The sequence below is a fragment of the Nonomuraea fuscirosea genome (genome assembly GCF_003001935.1).
In the GTDB taxonomy this organism is placed as follows: Bacteria; Actinomycetota; Actinomycetes; order Streptosporangiales; family Streptosporangiaceae; genus Nonomuraea; species Nonomuraea fuscirosea.
In genome coordinates this window covers 346589-366876 of sequence record NZ_PVNG01000002.1, presented here as the reverse complement: position 1 = coordinate 366876, position 20288 = coordinate 346589, and the positions used below count along the sequence as shown (strand labels likewise).

At 69.9% G+C, this 20288-nt stretch carries 16 protein-coding genes and 1 pseudogene; 8 read left to right on the top strand and 9 right to left on the bottom strand.

The annotated features are described in order from the left end of the window. Positions 1 to 41 precede the first annotated feature (41 nt). From B0I32_RS05205 to B0I32_RS05190, 4 genes are read left to right on the top strand one after another with little or no spacing between them, the layout of a single operon-like run. Positions 42 to 2630, top strand: coding sequence for an FtsX-like permease family protein (locus B0I32_RS05205; protein ID WP_106235420.1), 2589 nt, complete (start codon positions 42 to 44; stop codon positions 2628 to 2630). Further along, positions 2627 to 3553 (top strand): ABC transporter ATP-binding protein, encoded by a 927-nt coding sequence (locus B0I32_RS05200; RefSeq protein ID WP_106235418.1) that lies wholly within the window; start codon positions 2627 to 2629, stop codon positions 3551 to 3553. The genes B0I32_RS05205 and B0I32_RS05200 overlap by 4 nt, the downstream gene beginning before the upstream one ends. Next, positions 3546 to 4238, top strand: a complete 693-nt coding sequence (locus B0I32_RS05195) for an ABC transporter ATP-binding protein (protein ID WP_106235416.1) — start codon at positions 3546 to 3548, stop codon at positions 4236 to 4238. The genes B0I32_RS05200 and B0I32_RS05195 overlap by 8 nt, the downstream gene beginning before the upstream one ends. A gap of 33 nt (positions 4239 to 4271) precedes the next feature. Continuing rightward, positions 4272 to 4946 carry an HAD family hydrolase gene (locus B0I32_RS05190; protein WP_106236043.1) on the top strand — a complete coding sequence of 225 codons (675 nt, stop codon included), beginning with the start codon at positions 4272 to 4274 and terminating at the stop codon, positions 4944 to 4946. Between the two features lie 111 nt (positions 4947 to 5057). On the opposite strand, the gene B0I32_RS05185 is transcribed toward B0I32_RS05190, so the two are convergent. Next, the gene (locus B0I32_RS05185; RefSeq protein WP_181307033.1) at positions 5058 to 6092 is read right to left on the bottom strand and encodes an RNA-binding protein; all 1035 of its coding nucleotides are present in this window, start codon (positions 6090 to 6092) and stop codon (positions 5058 to 5060) included. Further along, positions 6067 to 7647: an MFS transporter gene (locus B0I32_RS05180; protein WP_181307031.1), complete on the bottom strand. Its 1581-nt coding sequence runs from the start codon at positions 7645 to 7647 to the stop codon at positions 6067 to 6069. Before B0I32_RS05180 ends, B0I32_RS05185 begins: the two co-directional genes overlap by 26 nt. A gap of 80 nt (positions 7648 to 7727) precedes the next feature. Between B0I32_RS05180 and B0I32_RS05175 the strand changes: the two genes are divergently transcribed. Then, a complete protein-coding gene (locus tag B0I32_RS05175; RefSeq protein ID WP_106235412.1) occupies positions 7728 to 8213 on the top strand; it encodes a MarR family winged helix-turn-helix transcriptional regulator in 486 nt (161 codons plus the stop codon). A 1027-nt stretch (positions 8214 to 9240) separates the two neighbouring features. Here the strand turns inward: B0I32_RS05175 and holA are convergent. Further along, the gene (holA, locus tag B0I32_RS05170; RefSeq protein ID WP_106236042.1) at positions 9241 to 10212 is read right to left on the bottom strand and encodes a DNA polymerase III subunit delta; all 972 of its coding nucleotides are present in this window, start codon (positions 10210 to 10212) and stop codon (positions 9241 to 9243) included. A gap of 162 nt (positions 10213 to 10374) precedes the next feature. On the opposite strand from holA, the gene B0I32_RS05165 reads away from it, so the two are divergent. Then, a complete protein-coding gene (locus B0I32_RS05165) occupies positions 10375 to 11295 on the top strand; it encodes a phosphotransferase (RefSeq protein ID WP_106235410.1) in 921 nt (306 codons plus the stop codon). A gap of 23 nt (positions 11296 to 11318) precedes the next feature. Here B0I32_RS05165 and B0I32_RS05160 read toward each other — a convergent pair whose 3' ends face one another. Beyond that, positions 11319 to 11753 (bottom strand): hypothetical protein, encoded by a 435-nt coding sequence (locus B0I32_RS05160; protein WP_146178048.1) that lies wholly within the window; start codon positions 11751 to 11753, stop codon positions 11319 to 11321. Positions 11754 to 12673: 920 nt separating this feature from the next. Next, entirely contained in the window at positions 12674 to 13888 is a 1215-nt protein-coding gene (locus tag B0I32_RS59635; protein ID WP_245955596.1) for a ComEC/Rec2 family competence protein, read from the bottom strand. 90 nt (positions 13889 to 13978) lie between these two features. Here B0I32_RS59635 and B0I32_RS59630 point away from each other — a divergent pair, with 90 nt between their 5' ends. Together B0I32_RS59630 and B0I32_RS59625 are read left to right on the top strand one after the other, a co-directional pair. Then, positions 13979 to 14173: a hypothetical protein gene (locus tag B0I32_RS59630; RefSeq protein ID WP_245955594.1), complete on the top strand. Its 195-nt coding sequence runs from the start codon at positions 13979 to 13981 to the stop codon at positions 14171 to 14173. A gap of 12 nt (positions 14174 to 14185) precedes the next feature. Beyond that, positions 14186 to 14713: a hypothetical protein gene (locus tag B0I32_RS59625; RefSeq protein WP_245955593.1), complete on the top strand. Its 528-nt coding sequence runs from the start codon at positions 14186 to 14188 to the stop codon at positions 14711 to 14713. Positions 14714 to 14827: 114 nt separating this feature from the next. On the opposite strand, the pseudogene B0I32_RS61585 reads toward B0I32_RS59625, so the two are convergent. The 4 genes and pseudogenes from B0I32_RS61585 to hutI all read right to left on the bottom strand — a co-directional run. Then, positions 14828 to 15859 (bottom strand): annotated as a pseudogene (locus tag B0I32_RS61585) (ComEC/Rec2 family competence protein); the annotation flags it as partial. A 139-nt stretch (positions 15860 to 15998) separates the two neighbouring features. Beyond that, entirely contained in the window at positions 15999 to 17018 is a 1020-nt protein-coding gene (locus tag B0I32_RS05145) for a ComEA family DNA-binding protein (RefSeq protein ID WP_106235406.1), read from the bottom strand. 801 nt (positions 17019 to 17819) lie between these two features. Further along, positions 17820 to 18536: a DegV family protein gene (locus B0I32_RS05135; RefSeq protein ID WP_245955592.1), complete on the bottom strand. Its 717-nt coding sequence runs from the start codon at positions 18534 to 18536 to the stop codon at positions 17820 to 17822. 457 nt (positions 18537 to 18993) lie between these two features. After that, positions 18994 to 20202: an imidazolonepropionase gene (gene hutI / locus B0I32_RS05130; protein WP_103953925.1), complete on the bottom strand. Its 1209-nt coding sequence runs from the start codon at positions 20200 to 20202 to the stop codon at positions 18994 to 18996. Positions 20203 to 20288: the final 86 nt, after the last annotated feature.

Sequence of the window (20288 nt, the reverse complement as noted above, 5' to 3'; positions counted from 1 at the left end):
GGAACGGCGAGGATCCGGCTGCTCGCTCTTCGGGAGGAACAGTGAGGATCCGGCTGCTCGCCCGGGAGCACCTGGGCACGGTCGCCGTGCTCTTCGTGCTGACGCTGGGCGCCTGCCTGCTGGTCGCGGGCCTGCCCAGGGCGACGCAGGCGGCGTACGACGAGGCGCTGCGCCGCGACCTCCAGGCCGCGCCCGCCGTCCAGACCGACCTGGCCGTGACCGTCTCATCCGGCTCGCGCGCCGAGGACCTGCGCGAACGCGCCCAGTTCGACTCCCGCGAGCGCCTCTGGCGCGAGATCCTGCCGCCCGAGCTGCGCCCGCTGACCGCGCCCAGCAGTGCCGGCCACATGAGCGCCAAGACCACGCTCACGCCGATCACCGGCACCGGCGGCAAGTCCTTCCTCAACCTGGGCTGGCTCTCCGACGCCGACCGGCGCGTGGACTGGGTGCGCGGGCGCGCGCCCGGCGCGCCCGCCACGACGCGCTACGAGGGCGAGACGATCCCGGTCTTCGAGGTGGGCGTCGTCGAACAGGCCCTGGACAAGATGAACCTGCGGCTGGGCCAGACGGTGTTCGTCGGCGAGAACGACTACGCCGCCGTCAAGATCGTCGGCGTCTTCCGTGCCAAGGATCCCGGCGACCGCTACTGGTCCCACAACTCCGACATCCTGCGCATCCTCGAAGAGCAGCCACCCGGCCGCCAGGACTTCGTCCGGCACATCACCACGCTCACGTCCGACGCCGGGCTCAGCGCGCTCAGCGGCGAGGGACGCAACCTGACCTACCGCTGGATCCTGCCCCTCGTCCCCCGGGCGGCCGACGCGCTCGACGTGCCCGGCCTGCGGGCGGCCGTCCACGAGTTCGACCGGGTCGTGGCGCTGCAGACCGTGGGCACGTCCAGCCCCTACTACCTGGTCACCGGGCTGCCCGAGCTGCTCACCGGCTTCCTCGCCGAGCTGTCGACCGCGCAGACCGTGATGTACCTGGTGCTCGGCGGGCTGCTGGCCGTGGCGCTCGGCGTGATCATCCTCGCCGTACAGCTCCTGGCCGACAAACTCGACCACACACTGAGCCTGGCGCGGGCCCGGGGTGGCTCGTTGCCGCAGGTGGCGGGGACGGCGGCGGCGCTGACCGCGCTGGCCGTGGCGCCCGCCGCGGTGATCGGGTACGCGCTGTCGTACCTGGTGCCCGGCCCCGTCCTGCCGATCGTGCACGCCGGGCCGGTGATCGTGGTGGTGGTGACCGTCGGGTTCGCCGTCGTCAGGCCGGCTCTCCTGCACCGCACACCGCTGCACGAGCGGCGCGAGGACGTGGCCACCGCCCGGCCGTCCGCCCGGCGGATCACGCTTGAGGTGCTGGTCGTGGTGCTGGCGCTGGCCGGGGCCTATCTGCTGCGGGCCCGCGGGCTGAACGCCTCGGCGGGGCAGGACCCGTTCCTGCTGGTGGTGCCCATCGCGCTGACCGTGGCGGCGGCGCTGATCACCTTGCGCTGCTATCCGTACCCGCTGCGGCTGTTCGTCCGGCTGAGCGCGCGCGCCCGCGCGGCCGTGCCGTTCCTCGGGCTGACCAGGGCGGCCAGGTCGCGATCCGGCAGCGTGCTGCCGGTGCTGATCCTGCTGCCGGCGCTGGGCGTGTCGGTGTTCGCCGCCGTCGTCTCCGACGGGATCGCGAGCACGCAGCGGCTGGCGGCCTGGCAGCAGGTGGGCGCACCGGTCAGGGTGAGCACGGAGAGCGAGATCCCGGCCGACGCGATCGAGCGGGTGCGCCGCCTGGCCGGGGTGGAGCAGGTGGTGCCGGCCCAGACGGGACGGGTCCAGGTCGGGTACGGCGCCGAACGGGCCGAGGCCATCGCCGTGGACGTGGCCCAGTGGCGCGCCATCCTCGGCGACGCCCCCGTCGGCCTGCCCGCGCTGTCCGACGGCGTGCTCGTCTCCCCTGAGCTGCGCGGGCGGGGAACCCTCGAGATCGGCTGGCAGTCGCGGCTCAAGCTGGCCACGCGCGGCGTGATCGAGTCGGTGCCCGGCTTCTTCACCACCGGCAAGTTCGTCGTCGTGCCCATCGGCGTGCAGCTGCGGCCAGCCGTGAACACGCTGCTGATCAAGGGCGACGTCTCGCTCCCCGAGCTGGCGCGGCTGGTCCCGTCCGCTCGCGTCGTCTCCCAGGAGAGTGCGATGGCGGCCATCCAGGACGATCCGCTGACCAGCACCGTCCGCTCGACGCTCGTCGTGGTGACGGTCGCGCTGGCGGCGTACGCGCTGGTCGCCGTCGTCCTGTCGCTGGTCGTCGGGGCGGCCGAGCGGGCCAGGACGGTGTCGTTCCTGCGTACGCTGGGGCTGTCCGAACGCCAGGCGCAGCGGCTGACCGTGCTGGAGATCCTGCCCATGATCCTCGTCACCGCGCTGGTCGGGCTCGGCCTGGGCCTCGGCCTGCCGGCCGCGCTCGGGCCCGGCGTCGACCTGTCGTCCTACGCCGGTGACCTGGCCGTCGGCGACTACTCGCTCGACCTGTTCCTGCCGAGCGCGCTGGCCGCCGGGCTGGCCGTGGTCGCCGTACTCGGCGCGTACGCGCACACCGTCATCAGCCGTCGTCGCAGCCTCGGCGCCGTGCTTCGAGTGGGGGACTCCACATGAACCCGACCCTGTCAGAGCTGGAAGCCAAGGCCACCCGCCAGAAGGCCGCCTTCGGCGGCGACTCGCACATCGTGTGCGACAACCTCGTCCGCATCTACAAGACCGAGGGCGTCGAGGTCGTGGCACTGCAGGGCCTCGATCTGGTGATCGACAAGGGCGAGCTGGTGGCCATCGTCGGCGCGTCGGGATCGGGCAAGTCGACGCTGCTCAACGTCCTGTCCGGGCTCGACGTGCCGACGGCGGGAGTGGCCAGGGTGGCGGGCATGGACCTGTTGTCCATGAGCCCCCGCGATCGGCTGCGGTACCGGCGTTCCGTGGTGGGGTTCATCTGGCAGCAGACGGCGCGCAACCTGCTGCCGTACCTGACCGCTCGGGAGAACGTCGAGCTGCCGATGAAGCTCGCCTCCCGCGGCAAGGCGCGGCGGGGACGGGCGGAGGAGCTGCTGGAGCTGCTCGGCGTCGACTCCTGCGCCGGCCGCAGACCCCCCGAGCTGTCCGGCGGCCAGCAGCAGCGCGTCGCCATCGCCGTCGCGCTGGCCAACTCCCCGCAGCTCATCCTGGCCGACGAACCGACGGGCGAGCTGGACAGCGAGACGTCGGAGCAGGTGTTCGACGCCCTGCGCACGGCCAACAGGGAACTGGGCGTGACCGTGGTCATCGTGACGCACGACCCGCTCGTGTCCGAGCAGGTGGACCGCACGGTGGGCATCCGCGACGGCCGTACCAGCAGCGAGACGCTCCGGCGCGAGGGCGCCGAGGGCCAGATCATCGCCGAGGAGTACGCCGTGCTCGACCGCGTCGGACGGCTGCAGCTGCCCCGCGACTTCACCAGCGCCCTCGACATGGAGCGGCGGGTCCGCCTCGAACTCGAATCCGACCACATCGGCGTGTGGCCCGCCCGTGAGGAGCCCTCGAATGACTGACTCGCCCCTCGTCGTGGTGGAAGGCCTGCGCAAGGTCTACCGGACCGGGCCGAAGGAGGTCGTCGCGCTGCGGGACGTGACATTCTCCATCCATCCCGGCGAACTGGTCGCCGTACGGGGCCGGTCGGGCTCCGGCAAGACCACCCTGCTCAACCAGATCGGCGGCCTGGACAAAGCGGACGCCGGCCGGGTCGTCGTGGACGGGCACGAGGTCACGGCCATGTCGGAGGACGAGCTGCTGGCCCTGCGCCGGGACGTGGTCGGCTTCGTCTTCCAGTCCTTCGGGCTGATCCCCGTCCTGTCGGCGGCCGAGAACGTCGGGGTGCCGATGCGGCTCCTGCGCACGCCCGGGGAGGAGCGGGAGGCCCGGGTCCGGATGCTGCTCGCGCTCGTGGGGCTGGAACAGCACGTCAACCAGCGGCCGTACGAGCTGTCCGGGGGGCAGCGGCAGCGGGTGGCCATCGCCCGCTCCCTGGCCAACCGGCCCCGGCTGCTGGTGGCCGACGAGCCGACCGGGCAACTGGACTCGCAGACGGGGCGGCAGATCATGGAACTGCTGCGGGCGCTCGTACGGAGTGAGGGGGTCACGGCGCTGGTGGCCACGCACGACGAGAGCTTGATGACGGTGGCGGACCGGGTCCTGGAGATCAGCGACGGCGTCATCCACGAGGCCGCCCGCACCTGATCCCCCGGGTGCCGGCTTTCTATGATCGGCTGCGTGCAGCGTCTGGCCCTCTTCGACCTCGACCGGACCCTCCTCGACCTTGATACCGCGTTCCTCCGGTGGGCCGCGGAGTTCGCCGAGCAACAGCACCTCGGCCCCGAGAGCCGCGCCTGGCTCGTCGCCCGGGATCGAGCCACGCATCCCCATCGGGAGACGTTCTTCAGTGACGTCCGCGAGCATTTCGCTCTTTCCGAGTCGGTCGAGGAGCTGTGGGCGGCCTACCGCCAGCGCATGCCCGACCTCGTACGGTGCTACCCCGGCGTCCTTTCCGGGATAGCCGGCCTGCGCGGTGCGGGGTGGCGGGTGGGGATCGTCACCAACGGCATGGCGGACAACCAACTCGGCAAACTCCACCGGACGGGCCTGGCCGAGTTGGTGGACGGTTACGCCGTATCGGAAGCCGAGGGCATCAGGAAACCCGAGACCGGCCTGTTCGAGATCGCCGCTCAGCGGTGTGGGGCCGGCCTTTCTCTGGGCGGCTGGATGGTCGGCGACAATCTCATCGCCGACATCGAGGGAGGCCGGGCGGCCGGTCTGCGGACGATCTGGATCGACCGGGGGACCTGGCCGGCCCACGAACACCGGGCCGATCACGTGGTCGCTGACGCCGTCGAGGCCATCGCCGTCATGCGCGAGCCGCTTGAGCAGCCCGGCTCGACCGCACCTTGACTCCTCGCGAACCTCCGTTGATGCGTTCTCATTGCCGCCAGCAGACCTCCATCGCCACAGATCAAGCCGTCACCTTGAATCAACGGGCCACACCTCTATGCGCAGTGAGCGTCAGGGCATCCATCGGGCGCGGAGTACACCATCGGGGTCGGGCATCACGGCGGCCATCAGCGGGATACGTTCGTCCTCGTCGCAGGAGAGAATCAACACCGCCCGGGCATCAGCCAGTTTGGCGGGCAGTGCCGGATATTCAGTTTCGTCGATCGTCAGACTGGTGATCTCCCCCCGAGAGTTCTGCCAGACGATCTCAACGAGGCCGTCGTCGGGAAGACCGGCGAGGGCCGTGTCCACGTCGGCCGACAGGTCGGGCCAGATCAGCAACCTGGCCCGCGGGGCGATTCGGCTCCGTATCGAAGCCACGTCATCAAGCGCGATGCGGTGCCAGCGTGAGGTGTTGAAGACGAAGCCCTCCTCGAGCAACACCGTGCCTCGCCTGCTGATGAGGACATTCAGTTCGGCCCAGAAGGCGTCGTCGGCGGAGCGTCCCCGGGCGGAATCGGCTTCATCGAGGTGTGGGTCGTACGGTGACCGGTCGATCTGTTCGGCGAAGAGTCCACGCCCGTGCGTCAGCGACACCGCGTACGGGCACGGAAGTGCGCTGCCGACATAGACGTACTGGTCGTACCCTACGTGGACGAAGAATCGACCCTCAGCCTCCAAGCGACACCAGGCGCCGTTGTCGCGCAGCATCGCCCGGACCAGTTCCAAGGCGACGGACATCGGCACCTGTGCGCCGTCGTGGTAACCCGTCAGGTCGGGTGGGAAGAGTCCGGCCAGGCCATGACCGTCGATCGGAGGCTCTACGCCGAAGTTCACGAAGCCGGCTACCTCGGGTTCCCGAATAGCGAGGTGGGTGATGCCGGTTTCTTCGGCGAAAGCGGCAACAGAAGCCAGATAGGCCGCTTCGACCGCGCCGTGGTCGCTGTACACGTCCTCAGGACCGACGTAATGGCCGGCCGCATCGCGGTCGGCCGGGTCGTACTTCGTGACGCGGTAGACGTGGAATCCCCGGTCAGTTCGGTCATCCGCGGGCTGAGCCCGAGGTAATGACGCGGGTGCTTCAGGACGGGGCGTGGGAACGTTCACCGTCCTCATTCTGGCCTCTCATCGAAGCTCGCCGAATATGGGCCGTCGCCGGTCGAGCCCACCGCGACAGCGCCGCCCGGCCGACGCCGGCTGGAGTCGCCGCAGTTCGGGTCGACGGCGTGGCTGACCAGGTGATCGCCATCAGGTTGGCTGCGGCGACCAATACGCCACCCACCAGTGCCAGAGCCGTGACCCCGGTCAGCCCCGCCAGCGGCGCCGCCACTGCCAGCCCGAACGGTCGCGACGCGAACGAGATCAGTGTGTCGAACGAGCGCACCCGCCCCAGAGCCCGCTCCGGGATCTCCTCGGCCACGACCGTCTCCCACAACGGGATGAGCACCCCCAGCCCGAACATGGCCGCGAAGTACGCCACCGCCAGCACCGCGACCGGACCTGGCACGGCCAGGGCGGCCATGGGCAGCAGGTAGGCGGCGGCGCCGACCTGCATCACCGCCAGCGGCCGCCGGATCGGCAGCCTGGGCGCGGCGAACACGCCCAGCACCATCCCCACGGTCCCGCTCTGCACGATCACCATCCAGTTCGTCTCACCGCCCAGGTCTTGTACGACCGTCACGGGGGCGAGCGTCAGGAACAGGCCGGCGACGAAATGCCACACGCCGTGGCCGAACACGCATGCCAGGAACCAGGGCCGCTGCCGAATCTCCCGCCACCCACGACGCAGGTCCCGCCCGAACGCGGAGAACGTGCCCCGCTCTTCAACCGCACGCTCGAGCCCAGGGCTCTCAACCCGCCGGCCCGCCACTTCTATCTCAACACCCCGGACCCCCACACCGTCCTCAGGGCCCTGGACCACAACGTCCTCCTCAGCCCTCCGGACCCCCGCACCGTTCTCAGTCCCTTGACCCACGACACTCGCCTCAGCACTCCGGACCTCCACGCCCTCCTCAGCCCTCCGGACCCCCGGACCGTTCTCAACGCCTTGGACCGCTACACCCGCCTCAGCGCTCTGAGCCCCCGCAGCCTTCTCAGCGCCATGGTGACCCTCCGCGCGCCGGGCGATCGACGTTCGCATGCCGCCGAGCGTCAGCGCCGACCCGGCGAACAGCACCGCGGTCAGCCCCGCCGCCCAACCAGGCCCGGCGACGACGGTGACCGTTCCGGCGATCGCCGGGGCCGCCACCGACGACAGGCTCGTCACCACGCCGATGCGCGCGTTCACCCGCAACCTGGCCGGCCCGGGCACCACCGCGACCACCAGTCGCGGCACGGCCGGGCTCCCGAACGCGATGGCCGCCTCGGCGAGCGCCGACAACAGCGCGAGGTCGACCAGCCGGTACAGCCCGAGAAGCAGTTCCACGGCGATGGCGGCCTGCGACAGGCCCCGGGCCAGGTCGGCGAACAGCGCCACCCGCTCGGGCCTGAGCCGGTCGGCCAGCACGCCGCCGACGGGGAGGAGCAGCAGCATGGGGACCAGTTCGCTCGCCAGCACGACCCCGAGCGCCCCACCGTCGTCGGTGGCACGCAGCACCGCCAGGGTCAGGGTCGTCGGTATGAGCGCCGTGGCCAGCGCCGACAGGCACCGTCCGATCAACAACCGAGACATCATGGTGAGAGACGATATTTCGCCAGCGAATGTTTCGTCAACAAAATACTCGCTGGCATAGGATCGCGCGCATGGAAGACTCCGTCGATCGCCACCTGGCCCGCTGGCGCGGCAAGGCACCCTTCGACGAACGGGTCGAGGCGATCGTCACCCGCCTGCAGTTCCTGGTGAAGCACCTGGGCCACACCAAGGAGGCGGCCCTGTCGGAGGTCGGCATGCAGGACTTCGAGTTCGAGACACTGCACCGCCTGGTGGCACGCGGCGGCTCGGCGACGCCCTCGGAGCTGGCCGCGGACCTCCTGCTCTCGCCGGCCGGGATGACAGGCCGGCTGGACACGCTGGAACGGTCACAACTGGTGCGGCGCGTACGCAGCACCGAGGACCGGCGCCGCGTGGACGTCGAGCTCACCCCCAAGGGCCACGACCTGTGGACGGATGCGATGACGATCCGCGCCGAGGTGGAGGCGACGATGATCAGCACCCTGCCACCCGAGGATCAGACCGTCCTGAACAACCTCCTCAAACGCCTGCTCCTCAACGCGGAAACCCCCCGCTGACCCGCCCCTCGCGGACTCGGCGTGTCAGGATCCTGTCTGCACAGGCCACGACGCCGTTCCACTTGTTGGACCGCCGCGGGACGACGCTCAGCTCGATGCCGTGCAAGGCGGCCTGGTCTTGTCGGAGCGGCCCCTCGCGTTCGCGTTCGAGCACGGCCTGCTGCAGTGATCAGGACGGGACATCCTGGTCAGCCGGGGCAGCGGTTCGTCGCGAGAAGGCGTTCCTGTCGGCCTCCTCCCCGCTGACTGCTTCCCTCTGACCACCTCGCTGACAGCTCCTCCACCTCTCGCAATACCGCTCCCCAGGACCGCCCCTCGCTGATCCGCCTCCGCAAGCTCCTCACCGCTGACCGCTACCAGTCCGGCCGGCCTGCCGGCTGACCGCTCCCCGCCTCTCGCGATGCCGCTCCCCTGGCTCGTTCCGTACCGGCCCACCTCCACAGACTCCACCGCTAACCGCTTATCCTCTGCCCCGCCTCGCTTCTGGCCCATCTACCGGCCGACCGCTTCTCCCCGCTTCTCGCGATGCCGTTCCTCCGGCCCGCCCTTCGCTGACCAGACTCCGCAAACTTCTCCCCACTGACCGCTTCCCCTCTGCCCCGTCTCCCGGCTGACGGCTCCACTGCCTCTCGCGATCCCGCTCCCCTGGCGCGCTCCTCACCGACCCACCTCTCGAACGCCGCCACCGGAGTCGGCTGGCACGTCAACTTGTGCCCTCGGGGGTATCGCCCTGACCAGCCGATCACGCCGCGCCGACCCATGCCCACGGGCGCCGCCGACCTGCCCAACCAGGCTCGCCCAGCCCGCTACGCCTAGTCAGCCACGCCGTTCCCCTGGCACTCGGAGCCCAACACCGTACTCAGACAGCCACACCAACCCGCGCCACCAGGACGCGACCACCCGGCCCAGCCAGGCTCGCCCAGCCGATCACGCCGCGCCGTACCCTCAGGACACCACCACCACGCCCAATCAAACGAGCCGACCTACCTCCTCGATCCCCCGGCCACACCGAGGCGCCTCTTGAACGTCACCGGCCCGTTCGGTTGGCCACGATGACCTGCACCGTGTGCTCCAGTGCGTAGGCCGGATCCGCGCCCCCGCCCTTGACCTGCTCGTCGGCGCTGGCCACGGCCTGGATCGCCCGCGACAGCCCTTCCGGCCCCCAGCCGTTGAGCTGCCGTCTCACCCGGTCCACCTTCCACGGCGGCATGCCGACATGGCTCGCCAGTTGCCCGCCCCGGAGGTTGCGCGGCGCGCTGCCGACCTTCGCCAGCGACCGCAGGCCACCGGCCAGAGCGCTCACCAGCAGGACGGGAGCGACGCCGGTGCCGAGCGCCCAGCGCAACTGCTCCAGGGCCTCCGCCAGCCGCCCCTCGACCGCCGAGTCGGCCACGTTGAACCCGGTGACCTCCGCGCGCCCCTTGTGGTAGCGGGCCACCGCCGTCGCACTGATCGTCTTCTCTTCGCTGTCGAACACCAGCTGACTGCACGCCGCGGCCAGCTCCCGCAGGTCGTTGCCCACGGCATCGAGCAGCGCCTGCGCCGCGTCACCCGAGATGTTGCGCCCGGCCCGCTTGAACTCCCCCTTGATGAACTCCAGCCGCTCCCCCGCCTTGGTGACCTTGCTGATCGTGATCACCTTGGCCCCGGCCTTCTTCACCCCGTCGACCAGCGCCTTGCCCTTCACCCCACCCGGGTGCGCCAGCACCATCACCGTGTCCTCGGACGGCTGCTTGGCGTAGGCCACGACCTCGGCGATGACGTCCTTCGTCAGATCCTGCGCCGATCGGATCACCACCACGGAACGATCGCCGAAGAGCGACGGCGAGGTCAGCTGGGTGAGCTCGCCCGTGGTGACCTTGCTCCCCAGCAGGTCATGCACCTCGGAGGCGGGATCAGCCGCCCGGGCCGCGGCGACGACGCCGCTCACCGCCCGCTCGGCCATCAACTCCTCATCGCCGACGACCAGGGTCACAGGTGCTGGATCGGTTCCCGCCATGTCAGGCAGCATGCCATGCCCCACCGACAACCCGGTACTCAACGCCTCCGCCGCAGCTGAGAGCGATGGACGCCGGGTGGGAAGCGGTACGTCCCCAGCCTCCTGCACTGAGTCTCAGGCGACATCCGGCGCATTCGTAACGCACCATGGCACAGTTTCACTGTGCTGCTCGATGACCTGCCGGACTGGCTACCGGCCTGGTGTCTGGACCACCTGGGGGACCGACCCGCCGACGTGCTGTTCCGGCAGCGGTCGATGTCGTCGGTGCTCGGTCTCCGGCTGGCCGGCGGTGCGTACGTCGTGGTCAAGGCCCGTCACGACGACGGCCGGGCGCGATCATGCGTCGCCGCGCAGGCCCGCCTCGCCGAGAACGGGTTCCCTTGCGCCCGTCCGCTCACGCCGGTCGTCGGCGTCGGTCCCCTCGCCGTACACGCTGAGGAGTTCCGTCCCGGAGGAGAGGTGCTGCACGGGGACACACCAGACCTCGCCGTACGCTACGCGGAGGTCTTCGCCCAGCTGATGACCGCACTCGAGGACGTCGCCGTCACGCCGCCCCTGCCGAATCCTCGCTGGGTACGGTGGGATCACCCCGACCCCGGTCTGTGGCCCGCGATCGAGTCTCTCGACGAAAAGGATCAGAGCCTCATACCCGCCTATGTCACGGACATAGCCGACAGGGCCCGTCGGCGCATGCTGGCGACCGACCTGCCCCGTGCGCTGGGCCACGCCGACTTCGAGGCGCACAACCTCCGGTGGCACGGCGGGCAGGTGTGGATCGTGCACGACTGGGACAGCCTGGCCTGGCAACCGGAAGCCGCCCTGGTGGGAGCCGCGAGCACGGTGTTCCCCAAGCTGGGCCCGGCTACATTGCCGCCGATCGAGAGCACCGAGGCATTCCTGGCCGCCTACCAGGACGCTCGGGCCCGCTCGTTCACCGCCGAAGAGCAACAGATCGCCTGGGCGGCCGGCCTGTGGCCGGCCGCCCACGACATCCGATGGGAATCACTCCACGGCTACACCGCGGTGTCCGGCGGAGCACTCTGGACGCAAGCAGCCGAACGCCTCCGCCGAGCCAACGCGTGACAGCACCTCGGCCGAACGACTGATCATCTTTTGTCCACCAGCGTGTAGCCACCCTTGACCACCGGCGCATCGGCCGCAGGAGCCATGCAGGCGCTCAACTCGCCTTCCCCAGGCCGAGGCGCCCCGCTCAACCCGATCCGGTTCGGCCCTCGCCCCTTTCCGGCAACGTAAAAGCTGAGGCCCATGCGCGTCCGCTCCTTCAGCAGCTCCTCCCATGGCCCACCGGGGGCCACCTTGGTGAGCCTGCCGGTGACGGTCGCGGTGGGCCCGCCGGTGGTCAGGCAGTCGACCGCGAAATCACCCCAGTTGGTGAACCATGTCCCGTCCGGCAACTTGTAGCGATGCGAGATCCGGAACGTCCCCCATGATCGGGTAGGTCTCCACGCACCGTTCGGATCGAACGTGGCGTGGGCGTCGGCCGTGATCTCGATGTCGTTGTCGGGCGCTGGAAAGTACATCGTGGCCCGCCCCTTCAGGTGAGCGGTCTTCGCTGCGGACGCGGACGGACTCGGCACGGCAGATGCCTCCAGCCCGGCGGCACCACCCGCCGACCAGCCCACGGGCGCCACCGATCCAGCAGCGCCACCCGGAGCCCAGCCCTGGGACGGCATCGATGCGGCAGCACCACCCGACGTCCAGACCCCAGACGACCCCGAACCGGCAGTACCACCTGACGTCCAGACTCCAGACGACCCCGAACCGGCAGTACCACCTGACGTCCAGACTCCAGACGACCCCGAACCGGCAGTACCACCTGACGTCCAGACTCCAGACGACCCCGAACCGGCAGTACCACCTGACGTCCAGACTCCAGACGACCCCGAACCGGCAGTACCACCTGACGTCCAGACTCCAGACGACCCCGAACCGGCGGTGCCGTCCATCGCCCAGGCCCCGGAGGGCACGACCGCAAGGGCCGCTGCGGCGATCAGGCCCATCACGGACGTGCGGGTAGTCATTACGAACGTACGGTGAATCCGAATGCTCACGTTTACACCCCGGTTCGAGAAGGTCACGGTTGCTGACCTCCTGAGCTTTGCAATCGCCCCCACACCGCGGCTCCCCCTCGGGAGTGAAGTCATGATCGCCGCACTCCCCCGAACGAGGGAGATGGGGCTTGGGGACGTGAGCGAGGGGCCGCGTAGGACGTCGTCCAGTCGAATGAGTCGTGCAGGCTGGGGCCTTGACTCAGACAGACGAGTCGCTCGCCCTCAGACCATCCGGGCCGTTCCCGGATTCGCCCTCAGGCCACCCAAGCCGTTCCCGTATACAGCCTCAGACCATCCGGGCCGTTCCCGAATACAGCCTCTGGCCAAGTCCTGCGGACAACCACACCACCACACGCGCATCCTGAAGTCACGTCCCAGAACTCACTCGGTCATGTGCCGCGTGAAACGATGGCCAGTCCTCCTTCCTCTCGTTCCACCACGGCGAGATCCCCTTCCTTATCGGTCCGGTAGATGGTGAGGCCGAGCCGACGCAACAGGTTCAGCGTGGACACCGCGGGATGGCCGTAGTCGTTGTCGGCTCCGACGCTGATCAGCGCGGCTCGTGCGCCTAGCGAGGACAGGAAGGCCGGGGACTGCCGGTTCGACCCGTGGTGCGGGGTTTTGAGGAGGTCTGCCCGTACAGTCAAGCGATGGTGCAGGTGATCCTGCGCTTCCGTTTCCAGATCGCCGCTGAGCAAGATCGAGCCGGCGCGCCAGCGTACGTGCATGACCACGCTGGAATTGTTGATCGCGCTTCCCTCCCCGTATCCGTGCAGGTCATCGGCGGCGACCTCCGGGGCGAGTACTGTCAGCTCCGATGGACCGAACCGCCAGCGGGTCCCTGGTGGGGCGGTCCATTCGGGGATCCGGTGGTGCGCGAGGGTGGCGGACACGCGTGCGCCTGACCGTGCGTCCGTTCGCTGCGGACTGACCAGCACCGCGCCGACGCGCCGGTTCCTGAGCACGCCTGGCAGGCCGTTCACATGATCGGCGTGGGGATGGGTGAGAACGAGCAGCGGTACGTCCTCGATGCCGATCCTCCTCAGGCAGCGGTCCATGGTCACGGGATCCGGCCCGGTGTCCACCACGACGCCGCGTCCAGGCCCGGCCGAGATCACCAGGCCGTCGCCCTGTCCTACGTCGCACATGACCATCAGCCAATTCCTGGGCGGCCAGGGTCCGGCGATGGGCCGGATCACCAGCACGGTCACCAGCGCGGCACCGGCCGCCGTGAGCGCCATCGCCCGCCAGGCGCGACGGCGCAAGATGAGCACCGTCACGGTCATCACGAGCAGAAGCAGGCCGAGCCCTGCAAGGCCGGCGGGCCATGGGACGTTGGCGAACGGGAGATTCACCGCCCAGCGGGCTACCGTGATGATCCAGCCGACCGCGTATCCGGCGGGGATCACCAGCAGCCTCGCGCCGTCCGGCCAGATGGGCGCTACAAGAGCGGCACCGAAGCCGAGCAGAGTGGCAGGAGCCACAGCCGGCGCAACGAGCAGGTTGGCGATCACGGCTACGGGAGTCAGCTGGCCCGCCATCAACACCAGGACAGGTGTCACGGCCAGTTGCGCGGCGGCCGGAACGGCAACAGCCTCAGCCATCCAACGCGGGACCCGCCACGAAGACCCAGAATCGGCACTTCGAGGGCTGGGCTCTGCGTCATGCGGGTCGGAGTGAAGCGAGCTGGGGCCGTGGTGCTGTTCGGGGCCGAATCGGTGGGGCTCGGAGTCGTCAGGCCCGAAGCGGTCGACGTTGATTCGCGCTGCCGGGTCGAGGCGATCGGCGCTGCAGGCATCGGCGTCTTGAAGGCGCGCTACCTCATCGCCACGGGCGTCACCCGGGAGCTGGACCGCACGGGACGGGCCATCCTGGACAGCCTGGCTTGAGCGTGGACGAGCATGAAGACCTGCAGTCATACGGGTGAGACCGAAGGTGTCGGTGTGCAAGCGGTCGGTGTCGCGGCTCGCCCAATGGGAACGGCTCGGGTCGAGGATGCGGTGCTCGGGGCTGGGAGGGTCAGGGTCGAACTGGGCAGTCCCGTGGTGGCCCGACTGGGAGTGGTCTGGGCGGGGGTGCTGAAGGCTGGAATGGTCAACGTCGCATTGGCCAGTTCCGAGGTGGCTCGGCTTGGAGTGGTCCGGGCGGGGGTGAGACAAGCTGGAACGGTCAGCATCGCATCGGCGAGTTTCGAGGTCGTCCACCCTGGCATAGCTCGGGTTGGGGTGATGCAAGCCGGGACGATCAAGAGCGAATGGGCCGGCGCTGCAGAGGTGGGGGCAGTCGCATTCGGCGCGGTCGCGATGGGGACGGTCGCGATCGGCGCGGTCGCGATCCGAGTGTTCACGACCGGGGTGTTCACTATCCGAGTGGTCACAACTGCGGTCGTCACAATCCGAGTGGACACGACCGAGGCCATCACAATCTGAGTGGACACGATCTGGGTCGCCCGGGTGAGAGTCACCCAGGCGGGAGACGCCCGGATGAGGGTCGCCCAGGTGAGGGTGGGTTTCTGGTGGGGTGGCTTCTGTGTTTGCGCCCGTTAGCTTGTCTCGCCAGCGTGGGGCCAGGATGAGGATGCCGGCGGTGGCGGTTACCGAGAGGGCGAAACCGTAGCTGCGGGCGAGGTCAGGGGCGAAGAGGATCAGCAAGAGGACGGTTGCCGACAGGGCCGCGAAGCCGTCCTTCGAACGGCCCGTACCCATGGCTATGGCTGCTGCCAGGCCCATGAGGAGGGCGCGCAGGACGCTGGGGGACGGGCGGGCGACGACGGCGAACGCGAGCATCGCGACTGCGGCGAACAACGCCCTCAGCGGCAAGGAGAGGCCGATGAGGCGGGAGAGTGCAAGTGTGGCGCCTGCGACAATCGCCAAATTTGCCCCTGATACGGCGTTCAGGTGGCTGAGGCCCGCTTCTTTGAAGTCGGCGGTTACCTGTGGGTCCATGCGGGAGACGTCACCGACGACGAGGCCTGGGAGGAGGCCACGCTGCTCGGGAGGGAGGATGTCGGCGGCCGATCGCAGGCCCGATCTGAGCGCGCCCGCTGCCGTCTGGAGTCCTGAGGGCTGCGTCAGCACTCTTGGCGGGCCTCGGACCAGGAGGGTTGCGGCTATCAGTGAGCCGGGGACCGGTTTGGCCAGGCGGCCGGTGACCTCCACGTGCTGGGTGGGCAGGAGCGGGCCCCAGGATTGGCCGGTGGCGAAGACGGTGATGGGGACGTGGACCGCTTGCGTGGTGGTGGCGGTTCGGATGGTTATCAGGTCTGCGGAGATCACATAGCTGGCATGTTGGAAATGGCCGCTTCTGCCCGGTCGGCGTTTGGGGTCGTCGGTCAGGGCGATCTGGGCGGTGACGAAGGCGTTCGCCTCCGCGAGCTGGGCTGCTGGTCCTGTGGTGAGCGCGTGGACTCTGAAAGCGACAGAGGCCGAGGCCGCCGCTGTGCAGATGAGCGTGGCCAGGGCGACGTTTCGCCATGCGGTGCGTCTGGCGGTGGAGCTGTCGGTTTGTCCGTCTGCGGATTGGATGAGGCGGAGCACCACGATGGTCGTCGAGGCTGCGGTTATGGCGACGATCATGCCGGTGAGGGCGGACCAGGCGGGCAGGATGAGGGCGGCGGCCCAGGCTGCCAGGGCGGGCAGGGCGAGGGGCCAGGTGTGTTCGCGAGGGACCGAGATCGGGTCTTCTGAACTGTCTGCCGTGCGTTTCCTGGGCATGTCAGACGCGGACCTTCGGCTTGATCTCGGCGAACTTCCGCGGCCCAATGCCATTGACTTCGCGTAGTTGGTCCACCGTGGTGAAGCCGCCCCGGCTGGTACGGAACTCGAAGATGCGGGCGGCCAGGACTTCTCCGACTCCCGGAAGTTGCTCCAGTTGGTCGGTGGTGGCGGAGTTCAGGTCCAGGATGGCGGTGGCCGGGTCTGGGGCGAGGGCACCGGGGCCGAGGGGTGTCTGGGGTGAGGTGACGCCCACCACTATCTGCTCACCGTCGATCAGGCGTCTGGCCAGGTTGAGGGGCCCGGTCGAGGCACCCCGCGTCACGCCACCTGCGGCTGTCACCGCGTCCGTCACTCGGGCGCCTGAGTGGAGCAGGTAGACGCCTGGCTTACGGATCTTGCCTGCGACGTGGACGGTCACTTTGGCGGAGGGGGACTGGGGCGAGGGGGCGATCGATGTGATGGGGGTGATCGGGGTGGGGACGGCGAGGGGTTGGGGTGACGGGGTCGAGCGCCAGACGAAGAAGGCGGCTGCGGCGACTGCGAGTGCGCCGATGGCGAGGAGGACTCGCAGACCTGGTCTGCCCGGATCGAGGGTGGAGCTCTTGGAGGCGATCAACTCTCGGAGCGATCGCAATGATGGAGGGGAGAGGGTGGCTGTTGAGGAGGTGGACGGGCCGGCTGTTGGTGGGCCAGAGGTCTCGGGCCAGTCTGCGGTGGGTGAGGCAGCGGCGGTGGGCGTCTGAGCGGGGCCGAGGTCGAAGCTGTCGGCGGGTGCGGAGATGCGGGCGGGAGTGAGGACCGGGTTGGGACCAGGAGCGGAGCCGTGATCAGGTCCGGGGTTGATGCCCGGGCCGGCATTGGGAGTGGGGTCGAGGCTTGAGGCCCGGCCGCTGGCAGAGCTGGGCGTTGGGGGATGTGGGAGCGTTGCGGCTGGGGGTGTGGCGGGCAAGGGCGTGGGGGGTTGCGAGGCTGCGGGGTTGGGCGGCACGGGTTGCGATGTCGCACCCGTTGGTGTCATCGACCGCGAGGGTGTGGATGCGGCGGGCGGTGAGGACATTGGCGCGGGTATCGCAGGGTGCGAAGCTGCGGGTGCGGACGCTTGTTCCCACGGCACCGGCTCCGGCTCGGGCACCGGCTCCGGCTCCGGCTCCGGCTCCGGCTCCGACCTCGCGTACGCCAGCGCCGCAGACCGCGCGTACGCCAGCGCCGCAGACCGCGCGTACGCCAGCGCCGCAGACCGCGAGGACGGCAGCGCGGACACCCCAGGGCGCATACCTGCGTGTGCGGAGGCTTGTTCCCCCGGCTCCGGCTCCGGTCTCGCGTACGTCGGCGTCGCAGGTCGGAAGGACGTGGGTGTGGGTGCTGCTTGTTGGGCGGTTGGCGGTGTGGACGGCTGTTCCCACGGCTTTGGGTCTGGGATCGCGTGCGGCGGCTTCCTTGGGTGTGCGGTTGTGGGGGCGGGGGTTGTGGGCGCCGGAGCTACGGGGTCGGGGCTCGTCAGTGGGTTTTGGTTGTGCGGGGTTGAGCGGTTGCGGGGTGGTGGGGGCAGGTTTTTGGGGTTGGTAGCGGGTTCCCGGGATCCGGGGGGCTTGCCCATGCCCCAGGGAGGTTTGCCGATGAGGCGGCGGGGGCGGCGGGCAGGGGCGGTGATCGACCGTAGCCGGGCTTCGGCTATGGCGCGCTCTGCCATCGGATCGGGGGTTCGCACGTCGGCGACGGTATGGGGTGGGTGGCCGTGGGAGTGGGGCCGAGCGACGTTCTGGGGATAGTGGTGGGTGGGGATGGGGCGGCTGTGGACAACGTGCCGCGGGCGGGATTGTCAGGCGTCTTCTGGTGTTACGGTGAGGCCGAGGAAGCCGGGGCCCACGTGTATGCCGAGCTCCGCGCCCACCTCCACCACCTGCAGGTCCACCACGGCCGGCAAGCGTTTCGGCAGGCGTTCCGCCAGCGCCTCGGCTCGTTCGCTCGCGTTCAGGTGTTGTACGGCGACCCGTACAAGGCCCGTTCCCGCTGCTTGCACTGCCAGGTCCTCGAGACGGGCGATGGCGCGTGAGGCGGTGCGGACCTTCTCCAGGAGGGAGATGCGGCCGTCCACGAAGTGGAGCAACGGCTTGATCATGAGGGCGGAGCCTACGAGGGAGGCCGCCGTGCCGATCCGGCCGCTGCGGCGGAGGTAGTCGAGGTTGTCCACGTAGAAGAACGATCGCGTGGTTCGCAGGCAACGGCGTGCGGCCGCTGTCGCCTCGTCCAACGTGGCGCCGTTCTCGGCGGTACGGGCGGCGGCCAGGACGGGGTATCCCAGGCCCATGGCGATCGAGCGGCTGTCGATCACCTCCACGGGCACGGGGGCATCCCGCGCGGCGGCTCGGGCGGAATCTATGGTGCCGGACAGTTCGGCGGAGACGTGGATCGAGACGATGCCCGTGGCGCCGGCGGCGGCCAGCTCGGCGTAGCAGGAGGCGAAGCGGGCGGGGGAAGGGCGCGAGGTGGTCGCGTTGATGAGGTCTCCGGTGAAGGAGCTCTCATCTGACGTCACTGCCGATGACGCAATTGCCAGGGCCGATGTGGCAGCCGACTCGGCAGAAGGATCCAGGGCCGGTGTGGCGCCGGGCGCGATGTGAGGGCTAGGCGCGGTGGACGGGCCCGCGGTGGCAGGACCGAATGTGGTTGGCGAGGCTGGAGCAGGGTCGGACGTGGCGGAAGGGCCGGGCGTGGGCGGCGGAACTGCAGGAACGGACGCGATAGGAAGACCGGAGGCGGACGCGCTGGGCGTCGTCGGGCAGGGCGAAGCAGGGCCGGACGCCTGGGGAGGTCCGGAGGTGGGAGGGCCGTGCGTGGGCGGTCGGGGTGGAGGAAGGGTGGGTGGGGGGAGAGGGGTGGTGGGGTGGTGTGGGAGGACCTGGATGGGGATGACTGTCATGCCGGGCACCTTGCCGAGGCAGGCGGTGGAGTCGGTGACGATGGCGATCCACGGTGGCATGGCCGGCGCCTGACTACTGGACCGGTGTCCCGCCCCGCCACACCCGCCGCGGCTTGAGGCCGAAGGACCAGGCGAAGGCGCCCTCGTGGTCGGCGTCCCACTGGACGATGTCGGCCAGCCGGCCCGGCGCGAGGACGCCGCGGTCGGGGGCGCCGAGGACGGTGGCCCCACCCAGGGTGGCGGCGCGGAGGGCGTCGTTGACGCTCATGCCGAACGCCGACACCGCCATGGCGATCACCAGGGACATCGAGGTGATGCCGCAGTAGCCGGGGTTGTGGTCGCTGCCGAGCGCGATCTGGACGCCGTGCTTGATCATCTGGCGGACCGGCGGGAGGTGGCCGCGCTGGAGGGCGGTGGCGGGGCAGACGACGGCGGGGACACCGTAGCGGGACATGATGGCGATGTCCTCGTCGGACATGTGGTGCAGGCCGTCGGCGGAGGCGCAGCCGAGCTCGGCGGCCAGCTGGACGGCGCCGCGGCGGCTGTACTGGCCGGCGTGGATGCGCGGCAGCAGGCCCACGTTGCGGCCGGAGGCGAGGACCCAGCGGGACTCCTCGGTGGTGAAGTAGCCCTCGTCGCAGTAGACGTCGACGCTGTCGGCGCCGGCCGCGGCCGCGTCGGCGCACCAGGCGCCCACGGCCTCGACGTATTCGCGCTGCCGGCCGAAGTATTCGGGCGGCACCACGTGCGCGGCCAGGAACGTGACGTGCACGCGCGGCATCATCGGCTCCTTCTCCAGCTCGCGCAGGAGCCGCACGTCGGCGAGCTCGCCGTCGCGGGTGAGGTGGTAGCCGGTCTTGGCCTCGACGGTCGTGGTGCCGCTGAGCAGCCAGCCGCGCAGCCGCTCGCGTACGCCGTTGCACAGGGTCCACGGGTCGGTGCCGCGGGTCACGGTGACGGTGGAGCCCACGCCGCCGCCCGCCGCGGTGATCGAGGCGGAGGTGGAGCCGCCGGTGCGGATCGCCAGCTCGGCGTAGCGGTTGCCGGCGTAGACGGGGTGCGTGTGGGCATCGATCAGGCCGGGCGTGACCAGGGCGCCGCCCAGGTTTTCGACATGGTCGACGTCGACGATGTCGTCGACGACCCCGGGGACGCTCTGCGGCAGGTCGGGCGCGCGCCCGACCCACGCGATGCGGTCGTTGTGCACCAGGATGGCGGCGTTGCTGAGGACCTCGTTGCCGGTCCAGAGGCGGCCGATGTTGGTCAGCAGTCGAACGGTCACCGCATCACCACCCAGCACGGCCCACCGCATGAGCGCAGAGCCCAGCGCACGGCCTGGGCCGCGCCCACTGAGTCCGCTCCGGGTCC

What these genes read in the sequence shown, in the direction of transcription:
- B0I32_RS05160 (WP_146178048.1), bottom strand. Translation starts at nt 11,753, where the DNA reads ATGTACTTTCCAGCGCCCGACAACGACATCGAGATCACGGCCGACGCC.
- B0I32_RS05195 (WP_106235416.1), top strand. Translation starts at nt 3,546, where the DNA reads ATGACTGACTCGCCCCTCGTCGTGGTGGAAGGCCTGCGCAAGGTCTAC.
- B0I32_RS05175 (WP_106235412.1), top strand. Translation starts at nt 7,728, where the DNA reads ATGGAAGACTCCGTCGATCGCCACCTGGCCCGCTGGCGCGGCAAGGCA.
- B0I32_RS59625 (WP_245955593.1), top strand. Translation starts at nt 14,186, where the DNA reads ATGAAGACCTGCAGTCATACGGGTGAGACCGAAGGTGTCGGTGTGCAA.
- holA (WP_106236042.1), bottom strand. Translation starts at nt 10,212, where the DNA reads ATGGCGGGAACCGATCCAGCACCTGTGACCCTGGTCGTCGGCGATGAG.
- B0I32_RS59635 (WP_245955596.1), bottom strand. Translation starts at nt 13,888, where the DNA reads ATGGCTGAGGCTGTTGCCGTTCCGGCCGCCGCGCAACTGGCCGTGACA.
- B0I32_RS05200 (WP_106235418.1), top strand. Translation starts at nt 2,627, where the DNA reads ATGAACCCGACCCTGTCAGAGCTGGAAGCCAAGGCCACCCGCCAGAAG.
- B0I32_RS05145 (WP_106235406.1), bottom strand. Translation starts at nt 17,018, where the DNA reads ATGACACCAACGGGTGCGACATCGCAACCCGTGCCGCCCAACCCCGCA.